A 15,880-nucleotide genomic window follows, 5' to 3' on the forward strand; every position below is an offset into this window, starting at 1 on the left:
GGATGCTCGATGCCGTCCTTGTCCAGCAATGCGCCGACCCCTCCCTGAAGCCAGCAATCGTCGAGAAATTCATCGCGAAGGCAGGATCGCAGGATCCGCTGGCTGTCACCGTGCGCTCAGGCAACAGCATGGTTCTGGTGCCAAAGCCGACAACGCCGGAAGAGGCTTTGGCTCTCATCCGCGACAATCTCGGACGCAACACCGTTCGCGTTGGCATCACCCAGTATCCGGCAGGGGTCGGAATCGTCGAGGCCGGTCAATTGAAGCCGGAAATGGTCGAGCCTTGTGAGAATATCCGCATGGGGACAGCACTGTTTGCCAAGGTCTTTCGCATCGTCATTAAATGGTACGGCAATCCCACAGCAAAAGACGTCCTGCCACAGGTTATGGATGATGCGGTCATCGCTTGGCAGACGGGATATTTTGAGGGGCTGGCGGTGTTTCGGGCCGAAGATCCTGGTCAGGGAAAACTTGCTCAACCCGCTTCAACCCAAAGTGACGAAGCCGAAACAAAAAACGACTCTCGCGAAAATCCAAGAGATGAAGATGCTTCATCCGAAGCTGTCTCGTCTGATCCAAACAAGGCCGGCATCAGGATCGACCTGTCGGGGATCGGCGCTCAAGAGCGTTAAGCCTGCCGCCAGAGTGCGATGAAATTGGAATCGCGCCACCCGGACTCCCTGCAGGCTTGCCGCTGCCTGCAGCATATTCAGCTCGGACGGATCATTGAAGACGCTCCAGATCAACACAATATCTTTCGCACGGTGTATGCGGAGGCGATCATGTGGTTAGAGATGCCAATAGGTAAGTATAAGGGTAAAACGCTACCGCAGTTGTTGCTGACGGACCCGGACTATTTTTTCTGGGCGATGGAGCAGGATGACTTTTTCAGGGGCGGTCTTGCAAAGCAGGCAGCCGACATCCTCCGTAAAGCCCGCCGCATCAAGATCCCCAAACCGGATCCCGCTAACTGGCGCGTCGAGTATTTTCTGACACCCGACGGTAAGTTCGCGCATTTCGACATTGTCGAGGCTGATCGCGCACCGCATGTCGGCTCAAGCAGGACTTCCCGCTCGCCGACGCTCGATTTCGCATATGTCCGCCAGACGCGGGACTACGACAAACTTGGATACAAGCACTTCATCAAGAGCTTCAAATACTTCTATTTTGGGAGCTTTGATGTGCGGCTTAACAAGGCGAAATGCGAAGCGTTCTTCGACAATCCAGCGAATTTCAGTTAGTTCTAACGCGTCTAAGGCAGGATGAATTAACGGCAGCAACTCGAAGCCTCTCAGCCCATGGAAAGCCTCCCGCGGTCCGATCAAGGTCGACCGGTACTCGTTTGGACCGGCCAAGGCGGTAAACGCCTTGTTAACTGGGCCAATTGCAGTTCTTCCTTCGGCTGAAGGGGAGATAGTCCTGCCGTTCAGGATCGGGATCAATGATGACATCGAGAGATTGTTGAGACCGGGTGCGGCACTGTCGGATCTGCACAAAGCGCTGCGCCGGTACACGCACAGTGCGGCGTATCTTTATGCGACCGCGCGGCCGGATGCCTTGCGCCATGATATGTTGGTGAACCCTTCGGCGCCGTCAGAGATGAGGATCGGCTGAACGCCCGTCAGACTTTCCTGATCGTTCAGGAACGACGCAAGCAGCGCCGCGAGCAACGTGAAAGCGAAAAATTAGCTCAAAACTAATCCGACAGGCGCGTGAAATCATCTCTGACGGCGGTTTCGTGAAAAATTGCACCTACGCGATCCTCATCACGACTGGCTTCTCCATGGAATGACTCTTATAAGGGTGGTTGACGCAGTACGCGCTGCGTTGCGGCTTAGAATCCGCAGATGAACGGTTGGCGCTGACCGGAATGGCGCCAGGAACCCTCTGACTTTGTGTCCGGGGGCCTGCGGCGTATGTCCAGGCTCCGGCTAAAGGTCGCAGGGCCGATTCATCTCGGATTCTAACCCCCGGCAAGGGTTCACAGGGTTCAACGTCAGCGGGGGCGTACCGCGGCCAACCAGGGTTAGGTGAGGAATGGAACTGGAAGATGCAATCGTAACGAATAAGGTCGAGCTCCGCCCATTGATCGGGCTGACGCGAGGATTACCTCCGGCGGATCTGGAAACCATCACGGTTGACGCTATCAGGACGCACCGGCGATTGGTGGCAAAAGCCGATGAACTCTTCCAGGCTCTCCCGGAGACCTACAAAACCGGAAAAGAAGCCGGCGGCCCACAGCATGTTCGATACATTGAAGCGATCATCGAAATGCATGCGCAGATGAGCGCCGTGAAAACCTTGATCAGTATTCTTGGCTTCATTCCCAAGGTCGTCGTCAACTGACAGCTGGCAAAGTCAAGTGCGGACAATCATCGTGTGAGGGCGGATATGGCTGTATCGCTTGGTTTACGTGCTTAAGCTGCGCGTCTAGTGGTGGCGTCGCCCATCGTGTTCCTCAGCGGGTGCCGGCTTGATCTGTGTCGTCAATCGTTTCGATTATTTCGTAGGTTTTGATGAGCCTCTAGATGCCTTCATTCAGTGACACACGCGCCACATCCGGCGAAATTGCGCGGATCTGAATTTTCACGAGATAAGCCGATTTCCAAATTCAGGATACTCGGCCGCCTCGCGCTTGAACTGGTGAACTGCCTCACCGGCGGCATCCGAACTCTCGTAAAAGTAAAGGACCATGACCCCGGCTCGGACAAAACAGAATTGACTAAGTCACAATCACAGGCCCGATTGACAGTGACCCTTCCTGCGCCCATCGTCGTCTCCGACTCCGCATAATTATTGGCGGCGCTAAATTGCGCATCTCGGTTACGCCGCAGGCAAGAGTGACCCGGGAATTTGCACCCTTCACTATCATGCCCCTTCAACGAGCGGATCAGCGCCTTCAGCACGTCAGGTGCGGTATCAGCCTCGACCTTCAAAACACAAACGCCCTTGCAACCGATCTCAATGCGCGATGGTTTTACCGAGCGCTTCGCAGTCGTAGGTTTGGCCGTCGCATTCGGCCGCTCCGCTTCACTGATCGGCTCCGACGCAATCAGCGCAACAGCAGGAACGAAACCACTGGGTTGGTCGCCGCGAACTTCCCTGCGCCGGGTGTAAATCTGCTGGGGACGGATATCGTGCCGATGGGCGACATCCACGATCCTTGCGCCTGAAGCGGCAGCCTCTTCCAATATCTGTAGCTTATCGTCATCAGACCAGTCACGCCGACGCTCGACCCCTGTCAAAATCTTCATAAGGTCCATAGTTTATCCGCGATGACGTCGCTGACGACAAAGTTATGGACGTAACTTCCGATGTTCGATGAAAATTTCTACTACAGGCTCACCGGACGCTTACGATCCACCGCTATATTCGATAGGTTTGATGGCTCGGACTCCAGCGTCGAGGCCCCCTTCGATTTTCCAGTTCAACAGCCTAATCCGCTCGAAAATCACTCAGACAGCGCGGCATGACGGCAAACAGAAATTTCAGTTGAAACGTTATTCTTATAACCGGCGCGGTCTTATTTGATATTGTGGTCGGATCGCAAGATTTCCGCGGAGTGAGATATATGCAGAATATTGTATCCAATTCACAGACACAGCGGCAACCCATAGAAAAAGAGGTGTCACCCTTCCATCGCGTAATGAGCGACGATCTGATCTCCCGGATCGTGGATGGCATGGTCACTAACGATCCTGTTGAGACTGCAAGGAATATCTCAAACCTTAAGCTCTCTAATAAATCTGTAAAGGAAAGTGTTGAGCGTAGTGCTGGAGGAAGATTTCACGGACAAATCAATAGACTTGGCGCAGCAAGCAAGGCCTTATATGACCACGCGGTTCCCACAGAAGGATTCTCTGAGCATCCTGAGTTTCGTCCAGCCTTGCCAAGGGACTACGCCCTGGCCGGGGAGAGAATTGATGCAATCGGGGGAACTTTAAAGCTGCAAACACCGCAACGAAAATCAGCGCTCGTAGATCATATATTGAATATCGCAGAACCGTACGATCAAGGTCACGCGCTTGAGTATGTTGCGCCCCATGTCGGTGAATTTAGCTCGGAAGATCGTCGACGTCTTGTCGAGAAAATGCTTGAGCACTTTTCCACCCCCTTTACCGATGAGTTGCCAAGCGATGAAAACTTCAGTGGAACTTACGCCTTGTTCAAGGCATTGCCCCACATGGAAGATAGCCTGAAGGCGAGGATGCTTGATACCGTGGTCAATAATCCTGATATGGCAGCACTCATTCAATCGCAGAAGGAACGCTATGATTGGTTGAGGGCGCAAGATGAGTACGAGAAGGCCACTTGGCGCTCCACGCAAAAGCCAACTGTCGATGAGCGGCTGGCAGACATAGAAAGTTCAGTTAGAAGCAATCTCAGCCTCGGTCAAGGCAGTGACCTTGAGAAGATGCGCTCTGCAAGGCCCCTGCAACAGACTATAAGTGACACCCTCAATCTCGCGCGTGAAGAACTCAAAAGCCGCGCCCCCGACGTCCGAGGGAGGTAACCTCAATTATTTCGTAGAATTGTTGCGAACTACGAGACGACGACGAGAACCATGTGTCGCGCGATCCGGCGTTATCGACAGTGTTGGCGAAAAGATCAAGGCGCTCTCGTGGGGTACGTGAGACGTTTTGGCTCACCGAGCCGCAATATCATTTGTCCACTCAGGTTTGCTTTGTTTCACAGAAATTCGCCTCGATCAACCGAAGGTCCCCCAAGAAGGAAACTTCTCCTAGCACATCAAATCCAGCGTCTGCCAAGGTAAGGATACCGTCGATTTCAACGCCTCCGGCGATCTAAACTTCGGGAATTTGTGTCGGTGCACATGTTGCTCGCACTTACGGTAGGCCGCGCCAGACGCTTTGCACATCCCATCCCGCTTGGGCGGAGCCTCGAACATTCGAGCATATTCGCGGCTAAATTGCTGGACACTTTCGTCGCCAACCCTTGCAGCGGCGCTGTCGGCATTCAGGTGTTTTGTCACCATCAGATTTCCTTGCGGCGCAGACTCGAAGGGTCTTCTGGTATTGAACATGACTGGTTCCAGTTGGGTGGCGAAAGTTGTGATGGAACGTGGATGGCGGACTTGATGATGGGCATACTTGCCTTCCGCCGCGGTCGGCCATAGTACCCAGCGCAAGAATTGAGACGGCTAAGACTTCGCTCTATATGTTGATCGATCTCCTTACGGAACGCGATCTGTCGGTGCACCTAATCAAACGTCTTGGACGTCAAATCCGTTGTCATAAAAGTCACGAACAATAACGAGAAGGTCAGCAAATTCGACCTCAATGCAAAGCTCGCGATACCCGCGGACAAAAACAGAATGTCTATCAAAACGATGGTGGCTAAATTTTTCGACTATCAAATAGTCGACTTTTCGATCAATGCATAATTGCACGCAATCTCTTACCTGCAACTCTGCCTCACAGATATACACAATCGTGCACGAAGAAGAGTTTGATGACCTTTCCCGTTTGACGGACACCCGCCATGGTCTCATCAACAGGCTTTTTGCTGCTTCAAGAAATTTGCACATCAATGCTTGGCCCTCTTTCTGGGTCGGCATATTGGTGCATTGAGCAGTCCTAGCAATGCATGTTGGAAAAAACCGCGTTTCAACTGAAACACTGAATTTATTTTGGCAGGTTCCGAGCAGAAACAAAAAGCAAGGCTACATACTTCGCCGGCGTTCCAAACGTTCGTTAAGTTGGTCGGTCTCCTTTGTTCCACCGAGTTCGCATGAGGGGTCGAAAGATGGCGTGCTCGATTTGATGGTCGAACTGCTGCAAATTCCGTCTTTGGCCTAGCGCGCCGTCACAAAGGTGGTGCGCGTTGACTCACCAGATACTTCTTAGCCGTGTGATTTAATTCGTTAGCGTTGAGTAACGAGGGATGTCGCTCCCAGCATACCCCGGCAGCAAACCGATCGCGAATGTTACCGTTGAAACACAGTTTCTGTTTAACCAGCATTCAGGGAGTGATAGACCTGAAGCGAGATCGCCGCCAACAGGAACAACCCTAGTATTCCTGATATATTTTTGATGGAAATATGGCGTGCATACGAAATATGGAAAGTATGAATGGCTAAAAATGATGCTTATAAGCTAATTATATTTGATTTTGATGGTACATTGGCCGACAGCGGCGCCTGGATGATACGCGCTCTGAGGGAAATGTCCGAACGTCACCGATTCGTATCGCCCAGCGACACTCAGATTGAATATCTGCGGGGCCTTTCAGTTTGCCAGGTTCTGAAGTGGATGAGAGTACCGGTGTGGCGCATTCCTCTGATCGTGAGAGACTTGCGTAATCTGGCTCGCGAAGCCACGTTCGATATGTTCCCTAGGACAGAAAAGGTCTTGTTTCTCCTCCAAGATCAAGGGGTCGAGCTTGCAATCTTAAGTTCGAACAGCGTTGAAAATATTCAGCGCGTGCTCGGGCCATTGGAGAGATACTTTGCTTATATAGAGGGCAGCTCGCCAATATTTGGGAAGGGCAAAAGGATCAATAAGATACTTCGTCGGTTTGAAAGGTCCCGGAATGAAGTGCTTCTTGTCGGAGATGAGGTACGTGATATTGAGGCAGCGATGAGTCAAAACGTTGCCTCCGCGGGAGTTACGTGGGGTTATGCTAAGAGAGAGGCTTTGGCGTGCAGCAATCCCACGCACATTCTAGAAGATATTGAGGATCTAATAGACTTGAAACCTCTCTAAAGAAGGAGAGCTACGCTCGTAGCTCTACTACATCATATTCACATTGAAATTGCCGCACATATGTCGGGAAGGGCTGAAAGCGGATGCCATCAGTCGTTCAACGTGCCCTAGCCTTGCTTCAGAAGCATAACATGCACGATCAAGAGCCTGGACTGCGGCATTCAACGGATGCCTACGTCGAAGCGGGCACTTAAGCATTTCGACGCCATGTGTAGCGCGCGATTAAATGTCGACTGAATTAGGCGGCGTCTTCAACATAGACTGGGCCAGATGCATGTCCACGAGAACCAATTGATGAGCAGTCTGATGATTGTTCTCTTGTCCGGCGCCGCGATACTGATCCACTGGGAAACGGCCTACGTAGCACGTTAACACTGCTGTGTTTAATCCAAGTTTATTAACGAAACGAATCTCTTGCTATCGATAATTACTCCATCGCGTCTTGCAGCCGAATGAGGCAAACATGAAAACGTCGACCAAAAAAATGCTTGTCTACGCCGCGATAATTTTCACTCCAGGATTTATATATTTTCCACTATATAAAATTTTGCTCACTCTTTATAGTGAAGATTCAGGAGATACATATTTTTGTCAGTTCTATACGGAGTTCTCATTTTTTTGGATAATGGGATTACTGGTTTTTGCCTTGTCAACGATGCTTAAAAAGAAGCCTTAGTTTTCCTTACGCCGCGCGGAAATTCTAACAAGCTTCAACGGGCGTGGGGTCAACCTGGTGGTCTCCAGCGTTAAATGACGACACCTTGTCGGCGTTACCGCGCATATTCTAAGCCAACGAAGTGATCAGCTTTGAACGGCTGTCACGGCACCCTTTCGTTTGCGCGAGGCGGGATTATCTGGGGTCATCGTTGCCGAGCGGTGCGGGTTGAGTACCGCAATGCCGCACAGCCTGCCTCGGCAGAAGCATGTTACAACTGAAATCAAATGCGGCGAACCTGAAATAACCCGTTAACTCACCTCTTACAAGATTCTGCGAGCGAAGCGATATCAGAGGTGGCTCGGTTCGTCTGAACAGTTTCGGGCGTTTCGTTAAGTGGATTTCCGCCTCGATTATGCCGCCACCATCATTGGTGCCAGCGCGTTGAAGTAAGCCTGATCCGGCGTCTGCCGGTCAAGGGATGAATGTGGGCGTCGACTATTGTAGAAGGTCAGATATCGGCCAATGCCGACGCGGGCTTCGGACACGGTTTTGTAGGCGTGGAGGTAGACCTCCTCGTATTTGATCGAACGCCAAAGGCGTTCCACGAAGACATTGTCCCGCCAAGCGCCCTTGCCATCCATCGAGATGGCGATTTCGGCTTTCTTCAACACTGCCGTGAAGTCCATCGAGGTGAACTGCGATCCTTGGTCAGTATTGAATATGTCGGGTTTGCCATAACGGGCCAGCGCTTCCTCGACTGCTTCGATGCAGAAGGCTGCTTCCATCGTGATCGACAGCCGCCACGACAGAACCCGCCGACTGAACCAGTCCACGACGGCGCAGAGATAGACAAAGCCGCGAGCCATCGGAATATATGTCAGGTCCATCGCCCAAACCTGGTTGGAACGGGTCACCGCCAGCTTGCGCAGGAGGTAGGGATAGATTTTGTGACCGGGTGCTGGTTTGGATGTGTTCGGGCGACGGTATATGGCCTCGATGCCCATCTTCTTCATCAGCGTGGCGACATGCAGCCGCCCAGCTTCCAGCCCTTCTCCTCTCAAGAGCCCTTGCAACATCCGACTTCCGGCAAAGGGGTAGTCGAGATGCAACTCGTCAATCCGGCGCATCAGGGCAAGATCACCGTCAGGCACTGGACGAGGCAGATAGTAGACTGTGCCACGGCTGAAGCCGAGAAGCTTCGCCTGGCGCACGACGGATAGCTTGTGCTCGCGGTCGATCATTTCTTTCCGCCCAGCAATCCCGCCTTGCCGAGCGCACCGGACAAAAAATCATTTTCCAGCGTCAGTTCGCCGATCTTGGCGTGCAGCGTTTTGACGTCAACGGTCGGGCCTGCCGGTTCCGTCTTCCCTTCGTCGCCGAAAACGCCTGTCGCCCCTTCAAGGAGTTGGTCCTTCCACTGCTTGATCTGGTTGGCATGCACGTCGAACTGCTGGGATAGTTCCACCAGCGTCTGCTCACCTCGGATGGCGGCAAGTGCCACCTTCGCCTTGAAAGCCGGGCTGTGGTTCCGGCGCGGTCGTCTCGTCATGGTATCTCCTGTTCCCGGCATCTAAGCCGAAGTCAGGCAGAAATTCCACTTATCCCCGCTGTGCAGATTTCCCGAGCCAGCTCTATCTGTTGGCTCACTAGACTTGGCAGGAGCTGTCATGCACTCAACCAGATTGCGAACAAACGAAGTCGCGGTCACGCTACCCGAAGAAGGCGACGCATCGCTTTTCTTTGTTGGAAAGATCCGGACCCCTTGGAAAAGTCGAGCTGACACTCCTCGGCAGGGCAGTGAATCCGGGCCACTATGCACACTTGAAATTTCAGAACCGTGGGCCGTGGCGCTAAAGGGGGTCGAGGCGTATTCGCAACTTGAGGTTCTATATTGGTTGCACGAGTCACCACGCGATATCGTCCTACTAAGTCCCGCTGACGATGGAGAGATTCACGGTGCTTTCTCCCTACGAGCACCTGTGAGGCCCAATCCGATCGGAACATCGATTGTGAAAGTGGAGAGGGTATCTGGGAACTCGATTGTTGTACGTGGTCTTGATTGCCTGGATGGAACACCGCTGTTGGATATAAAACCGGACCGCTCGCTATCAAAGCCGCTAGCCCCGGTGAGGAAAAGGTTCTCGATTCCTGCCGTCTGACTGGCACGATGTACCACTCTTCCTTCCACAGAAAAATCAGCCGGTCGCGAAAGGCATTTCCGATGGTTTAGGCTCTGATGACAAAGTGGTCACCAGAAGCGGGATTCATGACTGCCTTTGAGGAGGCAGTTTCGGCTCGCGGGGACCTCACGGATATGGAATGATGGATCATCGAGGCGCTACTGCCCAACGAACGCGGTAGAAAGTCTCGACCGTCGCACGATAATCGGCAGTATCTGAACGGCATGCTGCATGTTCTCCGGCCCGGTTGTCCCTGACGCGACATGCATGAGCGCCACGGAAAATGGTATTCCGTTTATGTACGCTTCTGCCATTGGGCCGAACGGGGTATTTGGGACGCTCTCCTTGAGACCTTGTTCGAACTTGGGCTGACGGATGACTGGCACACATGATCGATAGCACGACAGTTCGTGGCCGTCCTCGTCGTCACTCCACGCGCCCGCTGCGGCTCCGCCCAACTGTCAAAGCGTATTGAGGACATAACCGAGAGTTGGAAGTGATCCTGCGTCAGTGGGCAGGCATCCAGACGGTATGGGAGAAGTTGACCTGCCACAAATGCCAAAGGATTACGCGGCCACAGCCCTCCTTCCGTGTGACGCAACCCGGCTCATCGCCGACTCTTTTTCGAGACATAACTGGACAACCTAAGCGTATTGCGATCACCGTGTCACGTCGCGATTGTTGCGTTGACTTTCAAATGAGTTTTCGTCGGATTGCCAGCGCTATCAGATGCGCCTTGGAGTGGACGTCGAAGCGTTTCATGGCTTCGCGAAGTTTGACACGGACGCTGTTGTACTTGACCCCTTCGACGTCAGCGATCTCCTCCATCGTCATGCCAACGGCGATCCATCGGAGATAAGACGCCTCCTTCGGATCGAGCCATGCGGCATCTTCTGCCGTAGGCGTGGTGCGAAGGTATGAGATGCGGGCATGGATCTGCCCGATGGTTGATGCCGATGCAACTGCATCGATTTCCCGATCCAGATCAATCACCGGCTTATCCGATGCCAGCGTGAACATCGACATCGAGCCGTTGGCAGTCCTGATGGGTATGGTGATGCCGGAGCGGATGCCGAAATCGGCTGCGCGAGCATAGAAAGAACGCTCGTCTCTCGACAGCGACGGTCGTTCCTGCTCGCCCGACCAGGTAAAGATGTGCTTCCTGGACCTTGCGCGTTTGACGACCGGATCGAGAGCCACTAACTTCTTGTCGAAATAGGTTGATTGCCACTCGCGATGATAGTTGGTCACGGCAGTGATATGCCTGTGCTGGATATGGAGATAGGCATAACCTGTGAAGCCGAAATGCTCTGCGATATCCGCCAGCCCCGTCTTCAGGATGCATTCATCGCCTTCGATCGCGGCAAGATCCGTCAGCTTGTCCAGCCAGTGTTGCATTCTTCATCTCCGTCTAATCGTTGCCATTATCCTTGTCGTCATTGTTTGTCCGACAGCTGCCGATCGGGAGCGATGTGGAGTGTTCCAAATCAGGTCGGCCAAAGCGTCGCACGTCCCGCCATCTTCCCAGTCGGGGATCGACCGTCGTATGATCTATGGGATGAAAACCGGCGTTGGAAAAATCTATCGTGGCAAAAGCGGGGAGGGCATAAAGACCACCAAACAAGCCAGCAAACTTGCTCTCTATCAAGGTCTTGAGGTTCGGAAAGCCTCCACCACTTAACCGGTCGACATAGGCGAATAGCTGTACTTTGTTCTTCATTTTGAACTTCCGATGGTTTGCGTGGGTACGAGGCGTATTGATCCAGTGTAGGTCAGGTTATCGAGTCGCGAGCAATGATACGGCTTTCACCGAGCAGTACTTGTTCGTCCATGATCGGATGGGCGACGGATACGAGGTGGGCGTTGATCCGTTTGAGATCGCGCAGGATGTCGAGATGAAGCGAACTGGTTTGCAGGCTGTCGGCGCGTCCGTGACGCAACCGCTCAAGGTGACGCTCGGAAGATCGTTTCTCCATCTGGCGCACCTCGATCTTGCGTTCCATGAGTTGGCGGGCAAGGTTGACATGCGGGTGACGAAGATCGTCTGTGCGATCCTGAGATTGTCTATGGTCAGCTGGAAAAACTGCTGAAGCTCGACAAAGCCGTCATCGGAGAACTTGAGGCCGTGCCCGATCTTCTTGGTTACCGCCTGCAAGAGACCTTTCTCTATGATGTCGCCGATGTGTTCGAGGTTTGTGGCGTAGTCGATGATGACGATCGAACGGCGCCCTTCGTCTTCTGACAATCCGGACCGACCAAGTTTGGAAAGGTAGACCTTGACCTCCTGTTGCAACCGGTCGACCTGATGTTCGATCTGAGAAATATCCTTTAGCCTCGATGCGTTATTCTGCTCAAAAGCATCAGAGACTTTCAAAAGCATTCTTTCGATCAGATCTCCGACACCAAGCACCTCGCGTGTAGCACTGGTGAGGGCCACGATCGGTGTCGACAGTTCGTCGGCGTCGAGAAATTTTGGACCGTTTTCCGTCTGGGCCTTATCAGGGATTAGAATGGTCATCCACCGTGCGATGAGCCGCGAAAAGGGCCATCTGAGCAACGCGAGGGCGATGTTGAAGGCCAGGTACGCATCGACGGGAAGCTCGGAGTAGGGCAGGGGTAACATGGACAGCCAGTCGGCGAGAATTCCCGCTCCGGGAAGGGTAACGACGCAGCCAATGGCCCGTACGAGCAAGTTACCGAGCGTCACACGCCGGGCGGCTACCGATCCCGACAATGCGGCAATCACCGGCGGAACAGCGCCACCCAAACTGGCCCCTAGAACCAATGCAACGACAAGGCCGCCGGATAGAATGCCGGTAGACGCCATCGACAGGATAAGAACGACCGCAGCGAGGCTTGAGGACGATGCAAGGGCAATCGCCGCCGAGAGGATAATGGCGACCGGCCATGCGTTGTCGAGGAGCCCGATGAAGGCCGCAAGCGCTGCTGAATGGCGCAGCGGCTCGGTCGCTGGACTGAGAAGATGAAGAGAAAGCAACATCAGCGCAATACCGATAAGGGCGGTTCCAGCGCCCTGACGCGACGTTGTTCCGCCTCGATAAAGAATGATTCCCACAGCAAGCAAGACAGGCGAAACCCATTCGATTCCGGTAGCAACGATCCATGCTGTTACTGCGGTGCCGACATTGGCTGCCAGCAGCACGACCTGCGCCATGCGCGGCTTGATCAGTTCTCGCTCAACAAATGAAGAGACCATCAGCGCTGTGGCCGTAGAACTCTGCAGTGCTACGGTCGCGACAAAGCCTGCAAGAAATGATCGTGTGCTGCTCCTTGTTCCGGTTGCGAGACCGGTGCGAAGCTTGGAACCAAGCGTCCGGGACGCTCCTTCCTTGACCTGCGAAAGGCCGAACAGCAGCAGAGCAACTGCCCCGAACAGGTTGATCATGACGATTGTCGACTCCAACGCCGCCGTCCTCAGTCTAAGCCGGTTTGGTAGGGACTATTGTCGAAGAGAACCCGGGGCGTGGAGACATTGAACCGGTGGGCGAGCTGGGAGGAAAGCTGCCCACCGGCCTCCCGCCTGCGCCGCCTCGCATACAGGAAGAATTTGCTGGAGGTCCAGAAGTTCGAGGCCGTTCAGCTTCAATCAATCGTGCACGTGGCATAGGCACTCTCCCAAAGTTCATCTCAGGCAAAACAGGCGCAGGGCCCCATTTGGCCTAAGTAACGAATGAGCGGTTTCGCTCACTCGACCAATCGCTTACAGGGCGGACGCGGCTGTGTTAAAGCTCAGCGGGGAAATCTTATACGCTGTAGTACTCTGTTGCAACGCAACAAAACCGTCATCAAACTTTCATTTGACGAAGAACGATAACGCTCATAATGTGAGCGATATAGATCATTCTTGGGTGAAAGGGAAGTGTTGTGTTCAACTCGACGCAGGACCGCCAGGCTAAAATCGTCGAGCTGTTGCGAGGCGAACAGTTTCTGTCCATCGGCAAGCTAACCGACCACTTCGAGATATCAGTGGCGACCGCCCGGAGGGATCTGAGTGAACTCCATGAGGCCGGTCTTTTGCGCCGGACACACGGCGGAGCAGTCAGCGTTTCCCAAGTCGCTCAAGACAAGCCGAACGCGGCTCGCGCCGTTTCGCATCAGGCCGAAAAAGCGGTGATCGCTGCGGCGGCCGCGGCGATGATAAAGGACGGCGACGCTGTTCTGCTTGATGCCGGTACCACTGCCTTGGAGGTCGCAAAGCATATTTCCGGGCGCGCTGGCCTGACGCTGATCTCGAACGGCGCAGACATCGTTGCCGAACTGATCCGAGGCGAAACGAAAAACGTCTATTCAGTCGGCGGGGAATATACCGAAACCAACCGGTCCTTCAGAGGTCCGCTCGCCGAGCAGTTCATCCGACAATTCAATGTCGACAAGCTGATCCTCAATGCCAGCTCGATCGATCTGGATCGGGGATTGATCTGTACGGCGTCGCCACTGAACGCGAGCGTCCAGAAGGCGATGATTGAGGTCGCAAGCCGCGTCATTGTCGTTGCGGATCATTCAAAGTTCACGAAATCAAGCCTCTCGGTGACCGCCAGGATAGAGGACGTCGGGGTCATCGTCACCGATGCCGGCGCCAGAAGCATCATTGAGACAGTACCGGAAAAGCTGCGGAAGAAGCTCGTCATCGCGAACTAGGTTCGAAGTCCGCGCAATCGCACAAACACTCTTTAGAAAGAGCAGGGAGAGGACAACCAGATGCGTAAGACCAGTCGCAGAAGTTTTATGATGGGCGCCGGGGCGATAGCTCTCGCGTCAACCGCAGGCGGAAATTTTGCATCTGCCGCGGATCGTCGCGCGTTGCGCATCGGTGTAAATGGGCTACCTCCGTCGCTGGAGCCGATCAACGGCATTAGCAACACCGGCCCGCGTATCATCAACCAGATTTTTGATGCCTTGATCCGGCGCGACTATTTTGCGGATGGTGCCAAAGGCAACAATATCAAGCTTGTGCCGGCACTCGCTGAAAGCTTCGAACGGATTGACGACAAGTCCATCCGGTTCAAGCTTCGGCAAGGCGTCAAATTTCACAACGGCGCCGAGATGACGGCGGAAGATGTTGCGTTCACCTTCTCTTCTGAGCGGCTGTGGGGTGACGAAGCGATCAAGACGGTTCCGAATGGCCGAAATTTTTCTCCCAACTGGGACGAGCCGGTCGTGGAAGACAAGTACACCGTCGTTTTGCGTACCAAGACGCCGTCCTATCTCATCGAGAAATATCTCGGCTCCTGGCTCGGCCCGATCGTCCCGAAGGAGTATTACAAGAGCCTCGGTGCAGTTGCCTTCGGTAACAAGCCGATCGGCACAGGGCCATACAAGTTCAGGGAGCTTGTCGCTAACGATCATGTGACGTTGGAAGCGAATGACGGTTACTGGGGCGATAAGCCTACGGCCTCGACAATCACTTACCAGGTCGTAGCGGAGCCAGCCACGCGCGTGGCCGGTCTGATCAGTGGTGAGTATGACATCATCACGACGTTGACGCCGGACGACATGGCGTTGGTTGACGGCTACTCTGACCTCGAAACGCGTGGCACGCTGATCGAGAACCTCCATATGTTCACGTTCAACATGAACCAGCCAATCTTCCAGAACAAGACTTTGCGTCGTGCTCTGGCGCTTGCTGTCAATCGGCCGCTTATCGTCGAGGCTTTGTGGAAGAATAAGGCTTCCATACCGAACGGCTTTAATTTCCCGCATTACGGCGCGACTTACGACCCGAAGCGGAAGCCTATGGAATTCAACCTCAAAGAGGCCAAGCGTCTTGTCAAGGAAAGCGGTTACGACGGCACCCCGATCACCTATCATACGATGGGCAACTATTACGCCAACGCTGTCCCCGCGTTGATGATGATGATTGAGATGTGGAAAGCCGCCGGCATCACCGTCGTGCCGAAGATTTTTGCGCCGGGGACGACACCCAAGGACTCCGACATTCTAATCCGCAACTGGTCGAACGGCCAGTGGCTGACGGACGGCCTCACAACGATGGTATCGGAATTTGGTCCTGGCCGCGGTGTCCAGAAGCGCTGGGGTTGGAAGGCACCTGCAGAGTTCAACAACCTCTGCGACCAGGTGGCCCAGCTGAAGGATGGCGAAGAGCGTTCCGCAGCCTTCAACCGCCTTCGTGATATCTTCGAGGACGAAGCTCCTGCTGTCCTGATGTATCAGCCTTACGATGTCTACGCTGCACGCAAAGACGTCCAGTGGAGTCCTGTTTCATTCGAGACCATGGAATTCCGCGGAAACCTCAATTTCAAATAACAACAATCCAACGAGATGGCGGTGCGCATCCG

General features: G+C 53.9%; 14 protein-coding genes and 2 pseudogenes. 10 read left to right on the top strand and 6 right to left on the bottom strand.

The genetic code is table 11. From position 1 onward, the window contains the following. Nucleotides 1-2: 2 nt before the first annotated feature. From G6L28_RS21630 to G6L28_RS21645, 4 genes are all read left to right on the top strand, one after another. Nucleotides 3-632 (top strand): TraH family protein, encoded by a 630-nt coding sequence (locus tag G6L28_RS21630; RefSeq protein WP_065657599.1) that lies wholly within the window; start codon nt 3-5, stop codon nt 630-632. A gap of 18 nt (nt 633-650) precedes the next feature. Next, nucleotides 651-1,241 carry a hypothetical protein gene (locus G6L28_RS21635; RefSeq protein WP_065657600.1) on the top strand — a complete coding sequence of 197 codons (591 nt, stop codon included), beginning with the start codon at nt 651-653 and terminating at the stop codon, nt 1,239-1,241. 127 nt (nt 1,242-1,368) lie between these two features. Next, entirely contained in the window at nt 1,369-1,614 is a 246-nt protein-coding gene (locus G6L28_RS23245; RefSeq protein ID WP_158006765.1) for a ProQ/FINO family protein, read from the top strand. 423 nt (nt 1,615-2,037) lie between these two features. Then, complete coding sequence (locus G6L28_RS21645) at nt 2,038-2,346, top strand: transcriptional repressor TraM (RefSeq protein WP_035258696.1); 309 nt, start codon at nt 2,038-2,040, stop codon at nt 2,344-2,346. Nucleotides 2,347-2,534: 188 nt separating this feature from the next. Here G6L28_RS21645 and G6L28_RS21650 read toward each other — a convergent pair whose 3' ends face one another. After that, a complete protein-coding gene (locus G6L28_RS21650; RefSeq protein ID WP_012478143.1) occupies nt 2,535-3,263 on the bottom strand; it encodes a transposase in 729 nt (242 codons plus the stop codon). A 308-nt stretch (nt 3,264-3,571) separates the two neighbouring features. On the opposite strand from G6L28_RS21650, the gene G6L28_RS21655 reads away from it, so the two are divergent. Beyond that, nucleotides 3,572-4,513 carry a hypothetical protein gene (locus tag G6L28_RS21655; protein WP_012478144.1) on the top strand — a complete coding sequence of 314 codons (942 nt, stop codon included), beginning with the start codon at nt 3,572-3,574 and terminating at the stop codon, nt 4,511-4,513. A 228-nt stretch (nt 4,514-4,741) separates the two neighbouring features. On the opposite strand, the gene G6L28_RS21660 is transcribed toward G6L28_RS21655, so the two are convergent. Further along, nucleotides 4,742-5,044: a hypothetical protein gene (locus G6L28_RS21660; protein WP_139103031.1), complete on the bottom strand. Its 303-nt coding sequence runs from the start codon at nt 5,042-5,044 to the stop codon at nt 4,742-4,744. A 1,048-nt stretch (nt 5,045-6,092) separates the two neighbouring features. On the opposite strand from G6L28_RS21660, the gene G6L28_RS21665 reads away from it, so the two are divergent. Then, nucleotides 6,093-6,725 (top strand): HAD-IA family hydrolase, encoded by a 633-nt coding sequence (locus G6L28_RS21665; RefSeq protein WP_172691054.1) that lies wholly within the window; start codon nt 6,093-6,095, stop codon nt 6,723-6,725. A gap of 1,068 nt (nt 6,726-7,793) precedes the next feature. On the opposite strand, the gene G6L28_RS21670 is transcribed toward G6L28_RS21665, so the two are convergent. Next, a protein-coding gene (locus tag G6L28_RS21670; RefSeq protein ID WP_172691065.1) for an IS3 family transposase occupies nt 7,794-8,932 on the bottom strand; the annotation gives its coding sequence in 2 pieces (ribosomal slippage) (nt 7,794-8,674 and nt 8,674-8,932; 1,140 coding nt in all). Between the two features lie 118 nt (nt 8,933-9,050). Here G6L28_RS21670 and tsaA point away from each other — a divergent pair. Together tsaA and G6L28_RS23250 are read left to right on the top strand one after the other, a co-directional pair. Then, nucleotides 9,051-9,542, top strand: coding sequence for a tRNA (N6-threonylcarbamoyladenosine(37)-N6)-methyltransferase TrmO (tsaA, locus tag G6L28_RS21675; protein WP_172690302.1), 492 nt, complete (start codon nt 9,051-9,053; stop codon nt 9,540-9,542). 167 nt (nt 9,543-9,709) lie between these two features. Continuing rightward, nucleotides 9,710-9,978 (top strand): annotated as a pseudogene (locus G6L28_RS23250) (transposase); the annotation flags it as partial. Nucleotides 9,979-10,256: 278 nt separating this feature from the next. Here the strand turns inward: G6L28_RS23250 and traR are convergent. From traR to G6L28_RS21690, 3 genes and pseudogenes are all read right to left on the bottom strand, one after another. Next, on the bottom strand, nt 10,257-10,961 hold the full coding sequence (traR, locus tag G6L28_RS21680) for an autoinducer-binding transcriptional regulator TraR (protein WP_065657608.1): 705 nt from the start codon (nt 10,959-10,961) through the stop codon (nt 10,257-10,259). A 13-nt stretch (nt 10,962-10,974) separates the two neighbouring features. Next, nucleotides 10,975-11,283: a hypothetical protein gene (locus G6L28_RS21685; protein ID WP_065657609.1), complete on the bottom strand. Its 309-nt coding sequence runs from the start codon at nt 11,281-11,283 to the stop codon at nt 10,975-10,977. Nucleotides 11,284-11,335: 52 nt separating this feature from the next. Continuing rightward, nucleotides 11,336-12,987, bottom strand: a pseudogene (locus G6L28_RS21690) (Na/Pi cotransporter family protein). Between the two features lie 461 nt (nt 12,988-13,448). On the opposite strand from G6L28_RS21690, the gene G6L28_RS21695 reads away from it, so the two are divergent. Further along, nucleotides 13,449-14,222 (top strand): DeoR/GlpR family DNA-binding transcription regulator, encoded by a 774-nt coding sequence (locus G6L28_RS21695; RefSeq protein WP_012478150.1) that lies wholly within the window; start codon nt 13,449-13,451, stop codon nt 14,220-14,222. 60 nt (nt 14,223-14,282) lie between these two features. Beyond that, nucleotides 14,283-15,848, top strand: a complete 1,566-nt coding sequence (locus G6L28_RS21700; protein ID WP_012478151.1) for an ABC transporter substrate-binding protein — start codon at nt 14,283-14,285, stop codon at nt 15,846-15,848. The last annotated feature ends 32 nt before the right edge of the window (nt 15,849-15,880 follow it).

Source organism: Agrobacterium larrymoorei, assembly GCF_013322225.1.
Classification (GTDB): domain Bacteria; phylum Pseudomonadota; class Alphaproteobacteria; order Rhizobiales; family Rhizobiaceae; genus Agrobacterium; species Agrobacterium larrymoorei_A.